The organism is Chlorobium sp. KB01, from assembly GCF_001975465.1.
Lineage (GTDB): Bacteria > Bacteroidota > Chlorobiia > Chlorobiales > Chlorobiaceae > Chlorobium.
The window spans coordinates 1-6941 of record NZ_MPJE01000087.1 but is presented as its reverse complement, the minus strand read 5'-3'; the positions used below and the strand labels follow the sequence as shown (position 1 = coordinate 6941).

General features: G+C 53.2%; 3 protein-coding genes. All 3 read left to right on the top strand.

The genetic code is table 11. The annotated features are described in order from the left end of the window. Nucleotides 1-3120, top strand: a 3120-nt coding sequence (locus BOO20_RS09660) for an S-layer family protein (RefSeq protein ID WP_198935441.1), incomplete at its 5' end; no start/stop codon positions are given. Nucleotides 3121-3157: 37 nt separating this feature from the next. Next, nucleotides 3158-3673 (top strand): bifunctional adenosylcobinamide kinase/adenosylcobinamide-phosphate guanylyltransferase, encoded by a 516-nt coding sequence (gene cobU, locus BOO20_RS09655; protein WP_076792172.1) that lies wholly within the window; start codon nt 3158-3160, stop codon nt 3671-3673. Between the two features lie 653 nt (nt 3674-4326). After that, a partial coding sequence (locus BOO20_RS09650) for an autotransporter-associated beta strand repeat-containing protein (protein WP_144277149.1) occupies nt 4327-6941 on the top strand: 2615 nt, incomplete at its 3' end.

Here is a 6941-nt window from a genome sequence, read left to right as displayed (position 1 = left end):
CTGACCGGAAGCAGTTATGCGGTTTCAAGCGGTACGATCAGTGCAAAGCTTGGCGGTGCGGGCATAGCGCTGACCAAATCGGGAGCCGGAACAGTAACACTCTCCGGAGTGAATACCTACACCGGAGCAACAACAATCAGTAACGGGACCTTAACGCTTGATGCAACAGGATCGATAGCTGCAAGTTCGGGAGTAGCAAATGCCGGATCGTTTACGATCGGAGGAAACAAGGTTATTGATTCACTGACAGGCGCAGGCTCGACCGCACTCGGCTCCTATATACTGACCATAGGAGACTCAGACAACACTTCCGGAACATACAGCGGCGTGCTGTCAGGAACAGGGGGAGGTATTACTAAGGCGGGCTCTGGCACACTGACCCTATCAGGGGCAAATGATTTTACGGGAGCAGTTACGATTAGTGCTGGAGTGCTGAGAGCGGTAAACAGCTCTGCACTTGGTTCCACAACTGGCGGAGTAACGGTTGAGAGCGGAGCTGCACTTGAACTATCGGGTAGTATCACGATAGGAGCAGAAACTTTGCGCTTGTCGGGTGCAGGTATCAGTTCAGGCGGTGTACTTCGCAATGCAGGTGGTACTAACAGCTATACAGGAGCGGTTACTCTTGCTGAAGATGCCCGTATCACTGCAGACAGTGGTACAGCACTTACTCTGAGTGGCACTATCAATGGCGGATTTGCACTCGGTATCAGCGGATCCGGAAGTGTCACCCTTGGCGGTACGATTGGAAACTCCACGCCATTGGCATCGTTCACCGGTGACGCAGCTACATCGCTCTTTATAAACGGAGGTTCGGTAAAAACCACAGGAGTTCACTCCTACAGCGGATCTACGACTTTCGGTGCAGGAGCAGGCACAACCCTGACCACCACGAACAGCAGCATCAGTGGCAGCGGAGTGGTTACAGCCACAGCCGGAGCCGTGACGTTTGTCGCCGGGAGTGGAAATGTAACCTTCAATAATACGTCGAATAACTTTTCATCGGTCGCTGTGACAAGTGCCGGAGCTGTTTCGCTCATTGATACCAATGCACTTACTGTTTCCGGCATTGCTGCATCAGGAACGGTTGATGTTGCGACCCTGAGCGGAGACCTGACGGTTTCGGGCAATCTCTCCACGACAGATGGCTCGGCAACAGCAATCAGGGTGAACGCCGGGAAATCGGCGGCGGCAGGGACCTCAACGGGAGGCAACATCATTGTTTCCGGCACTCCGGTGATAACATTAGGAACGGGCGGCATTGCATCCTTCTATACCGGAAGCATCTCCGGAAGTACCGGTTTGAGTGCATTCATCGGAACGGGAACAGGGCGTTTCCGCTACAACAGCGATGAATCGGCATCGAATTATACGACTGTTCTCGCTGCGGGCAAGAACGCCATCTACCGCGAACAGCCGACAGTCAACGTTACGGCTGCAAATGAAACGATTACCTACGGTACGGCACCAACTCTCGACTACACCATCACTGGAGAACAAAACAGTGATACCAAAGCACAGGCGTTATCAGGCGGACTAAGTGTATCCGGTTCCACCTCTTCATCCGGTAAATATACAGCAGGCAACCATACAATTGGTTCATCCGGATTGACAAGTCTGCTTGGATACGGGATTACCTATGTCTCAAATACGCTTACGGTCAATCAGAAGTCGCTCCAGGTAACGGCGATCGGCGACGGAAGTTCGACCTACGGAAATTCGCTTGTGTATGGTGCTGTGACGGATAACAGGATCACCGGTGATGTGGTTGATGTGACGCGCACATTGGTAAATGCATCGTTGAGTACAAGCGGTAATACAAAAGTCGGCAGTTACAAGCAGAAAGCAAGCGGTATAACAGGGACAGATTCTGCGAACTACAGTTGGGGTGGTGACTTCACGACAGCCACGGAAAACTATGCGATAAGCCGCGCGAATCTGACGGTGAGCGGCCTGTCGGCATCGAACAAGGTCTATGATGCAACGACCACGGCAACACTGACGGGCACAGCGAGGGTGACACCGCTTGGCAGCGATGTGGTGACGGTGGGCGGTACTCCGGCAGGAACCTTTGCAGACAAGAACGTCGGAGCCGGAAAGGTAGTGACGGTGACAGGCAGCACCATAAGCGGAACGGATGCAGCAAACTACACCCTCCTGCAGCAGAGCGCTTTGAGTGCCGAAATCAGCCGCGCAAATCTGACGGTGAGCGGCCTGTCGGCATCGAACAAGGTTTATGATGCAACGACCACGGCAACACTGACGGGCACAGCGAAGGTAACTCCGCTTGGCAGCGATGTGGTGACGCTTGGCGGCACGCCCGCAGGTACCTTTGCAGACAGGAATGTTGGCACAGGAAAGAGTGTGACGGTGACAGGCAGCACCATAAGCGGAGCGGATGCAGCAAACTACAACCTGCAGCAGCAGAGTGGTCTGACGGCTGATATCAGTGAAGCACCCGTAACGGAAACAGAAAGTAAAACCACACCAGAGACAGTTCTGCCGATTATTACGGCAACGCCCGCTTCGCCCGCAGGCACAACCGTGTCAAGCCTGATGCCCGCAAATCCAATAACTACGACGGCTCCGGCTTCAAGTGCATCAATAACGGTTGCGCCCTTAACCGTTACCAATACACAGGCAGTCGCTCCGGTCGGCAGCTCAATCGAGTTTGCCCCGGTTATGAACCTCGATAACCTCTCTGATATGAAGAGTGGTGATGTCAGCAGCACCGTAGCGATGACAACAGGAGGGGGCATGACTTCGGATATCAGCCAGGCAAGTCTTTCTGTTACCGGATCATCTCCCGGAAGTGAGACGCAGAAACCGTTTAACGGAGTGATCAATGTTTTTCTTGGCGGAAAGCTGGTTCGTCAAACAGCAAATGCGGTCATTCCTCTTCCGGATGAGGTTAAAACCGGACTTACACAGGGTGTTGGCGGTGAGCGGGTTACCTTGCTCAACGGTTCCCCGCTGCCTTCATGGTTACGCTATGATTCCGGAACCCGCACCTTTAAGATCATGAATGCTCCGAATGAATCTTTCCATATCAAGGTTCGGGTACAGGATCAAAATCGCAGCTGGGTTGTGGATATTACCAGTAATAAATCTACAGGGTGAACTATTGTTCGCCTGTGGTTAACTATATAGTTTAGAGATGAAAAAGGTGATTTATGTGACTGGCGGCGCGAGGAGTGGCAAAAGTTCGTTTGCTCTTAAACTGGCAGCTGCTTACCGGAATCGGGTATTTGTTGCTACGGCTGAGCCGTTTGATGAAGAGATGCAGCTTAGAATTGGCAAGCATAAGGCGGAGCGGCACAACAGATTTGTGACGATAGAGGAGCCGCTTTTTCCTCAGCGTGCTTTCGGGAATCTGTCAGCAGGTACCGATCTGGTTCTGCTTGATTGTCTGACGGTGTGGACGGCCAATCTTATGCATCATCTTGTCGATCAACATGCGATTGATGAGCAGATCGCGCTTTTTTTTGATGTACTCAGCAAGCCACCCTGCGATATCATTCTTGTTTCCAATGAGGTCGGTATGGGTATTGTACCCGATAATGCCATGTCCCGACAGTTTCGGGATATAGCCGGGATCATAAACCAGAAGGCCGCCAACATTGCCTCCGAGGCCTGGCTGCTCTGCAGCGGTCTCTCTCTTCGGTTGAAGTAGCCACTTCACTTTCAAGCTGCATAGTTTAATAATTGACAGCTTTTTATCCGTTTCACGTGACTGATTAACCGGAAAGGTGCTGTTTAAGCATATCCGGATCTTGTTGATCAGTATATGAGACAATAGTGAGACGAAAATGAGACCTCTCGTTCCCTCTCTTTACTCATTACTCTCAGTCGGTAACCTGTCGGAGAAATATCCTGTTTACGATGTGTGATAAAAACATGTAAACGCATGATATTTATAAATATAAGGTTATTATTCCTGTCGTTATCTCCCCGCTGTACAACTGTTTTCACTACAAAAAAACCTGCTGAATAATATTTCCCCTCACCTTTTTCCTGATTCTTCAGGTGCTGTAAACCGTATCACTATCGGCTCATCTTCATATTTATTGTCTCGTTTTGGGTCGGTTATGGTGTTTCATTGAGTATGAAGAGATCCGGTTATACGGGGCTCTTTGTGTAACTATTTTAAAAATAGTGAGATATGAATTACTGTTCTCGTTGAATGATTACGTGTGGCGTGATATTTGCTGGTTTTTATAATGATCTCGATTGCCATGGTCGCACTTTATACGATAAAGTGTTGTTACAATTAATGGATCACGGGTAGAGTGTTGTTTTATTCATGCAAGCCGATAACGACCGCACGTGAACAGGATTTTCAACATCATCTGGTCGAAATCGAAGGAGCGGTGGATAGTCGTTTCCGAGAAGGTCAAGACCAATGGGGGGGTACCAAAATCAAGGCTGAGAAGCCTTGCGGTTCTCCTCACCCTGTTTGCATCTGGCCAGATGGCCTACGGAGTTGATCCTCAAGAGCTTCCGTCAGGCGGAGTGATCACCGCCGGAGGCGGAAGCATCAGCACCAGCGGGACACAGTTGACCGTAAACCAGTCAACACCGCAGATGATTGCCAACTGGCAGAGCTTCAACATCGGAGCCGATGCCGGAGTCCACTTCAACCAGCCCAACAGCTCCTCTGCCGCTCTCAACCGTATCAATGGCCAGAACCCGACCGAGATCATGGGTTCTCTCTCGGCCAACGGTCGGGTTTTTCTGCTCAACCCCTCGGGCATCATCTTCGGCAGCACAGCGCGTGTAAATGTCGGTGGTCTGGTAGCTTCATCGCTCAACATGCTCGACAGCGATTTTCTTGCCGGACGATACAGATTCAGCAACAGCGGCAAAGCCGGTTCGGTTCTTAATCAGGGAGCACTTTCGGCGATGCCGGGTGGTGTGGTGGCGTTGATAGCCCCCAAAGTAACCAACGAGGGCACTATTACAGTCCCAGGCGGAAGCGTTGCGCTGGCCGCTGGCAATCAGGTTTCCCTTGATTTCCGTGGAGACGGGCTCATCACCCTTACGGTGGATCAGGGAGCAGTTGATGCCCTGGCCGAAAACAAAGGACTTGTCAAAGCTGATGGCGGTCGAGTAATCATGACGGCAAAAGCGGCCGACGCCCTGGTTCAGTCGGCGGTGAACAACAGCGGTATCATTGAGACCCGAAGCCTGCAGGCGAGAGGGGGGAGGATTATCCTTGACGCCGAGGGCGGCATGACGACGGTCGCAGGCAAAGTGGATGCATCCTCACCGGACGGAAAGGGCGGGAGTGTGGTTGCAACAGGAGATCGTGTTCAGATAAAGGACGGAGCCCACCTGACCGCGTCTGGCGCAACCGGCGGAGGTGAGGTACTGGTTGGCGGAAGCTGGCAGAACAGCGACAGTTCGGTTCGTCAGGCGACCGGTACCATCATTGAGCAGGGAGCCCTGCTTGAAGCGAGTGCCATCGATACCGGTAATGGGGGTACGGTTGTGGCCTGGAGTGACGTGACCAACCCGAACTCCGTCACCCGTGCTTACGGCACCTTTGAAGCGAAGGGCGGAGCCAGCAGTGGTGACGGTGGAAGAATCGAGACCTCCGGTCACTGGCTTGATACCGCAGGTTCAAGGGGCGGAGCATCCTCGATCAACGGCAACGCTGGACTCTGGCTCTTCGATCCGTATAACGTAACCATTACAACTGCAAGTGCGAACGGCACATGGGGCGGCGCAGATCCTGATATCTGGACACCGGGAGCAACCGGTTCCACCATTCTCAATACCGACATAACCGCCCGTCTTGATGCGGGTACCAATGTTACGGTGACCACAACGGGTGGTGGTGCTGAAGCCGGAAATATCACGGTCAGCAGCGCTATCTTGACGGGTACGGCAGCAGGAACACGTACGCTGACGCTGACGGCAGACGGGAGTATAGCGATAAATGCAGCCATCGGTAATACCACCGGTACGCTGAATCTGACGATGAACGCTAACGGCGGTTCGATTAGCGGCACCGGAGCGGTCAGCGGTACGGGCACCACCACCTTCAATGTCGGAAGCGGCAACGGCACATACAGCGGCATCATCAGCAAGACCACTCTTGTCAAATCGGGCGCCGGAACGCTGACACTGGGGGCAGTTAATACCTACACCGGAGCGACAACGATCAGCGGCGGTACACTTGCGCTTGATGCGACAGGAACCATAGCGTTGAGTTCCGGCGTTTCGAATGAGGGTGTGTTCACGATAGCCGCAGCCAAGACGATCGATTCGATCACGGGATCGGGAAGCACATCTATCGGTGGAGCCTTTGCCCTGACCATTGGTGACGTGAGCAACACCTCTTCAACCTATGCCGGAGCTATTTCCGGAACGGGAGGTATTCTCACCAAAGCCGGCACCGGTACACTGACGCTCTCGGGGGCAAACTCCTACACCGGTGCGACCAATATCGGAGCTGGTGTGCTCAGGGCGGCACACAATACAGCCTTGGGCACGACTGCCGGAGGTACGACGGTCTCCACCGGGGCCGCTCTCGAGCTTGCTGGCGGTATTACGATTGCGGCAGAAGCGCTCAGTCTCACCGGCACAGGCGTTGCAACAGGCGGCGCGCTCCGTAACATCAGTGGCGATAACAGCTATACCGGTGCGATCACGCTTGCTGGAAATACCCAGATAAGTTCCGACAGCGGGACGCTTACCCTTGATGTGGCTTCAGGTAATGGAATCACGGGAACAAACAGAACCCTGACAGTAGGCGCAGGTTCTGGCAATGTAACGATAGCCGACCCGATCGTTACCGGTACCGGGACCGTTACAAAAACAGGAACCGGTACCCTGACCCTCTCTGGAGCGAACACCTATACGGGAGTGACTACCGTCAGCGCCGGAACCCTGAAGCTTGGAGCTGCGGGCGGAGCAACGAACACCCCGCTTGGTAC

What these genes read in the sequence shown, in the direction of transcription:
- cobU (WP_076792172.1), top strand. Translation starts at nt 3,158, where the DNA reads ATGAAAAAGGTGATTTATGTGACTGGCGGCGCGAGGAGTGGCAAAAGT.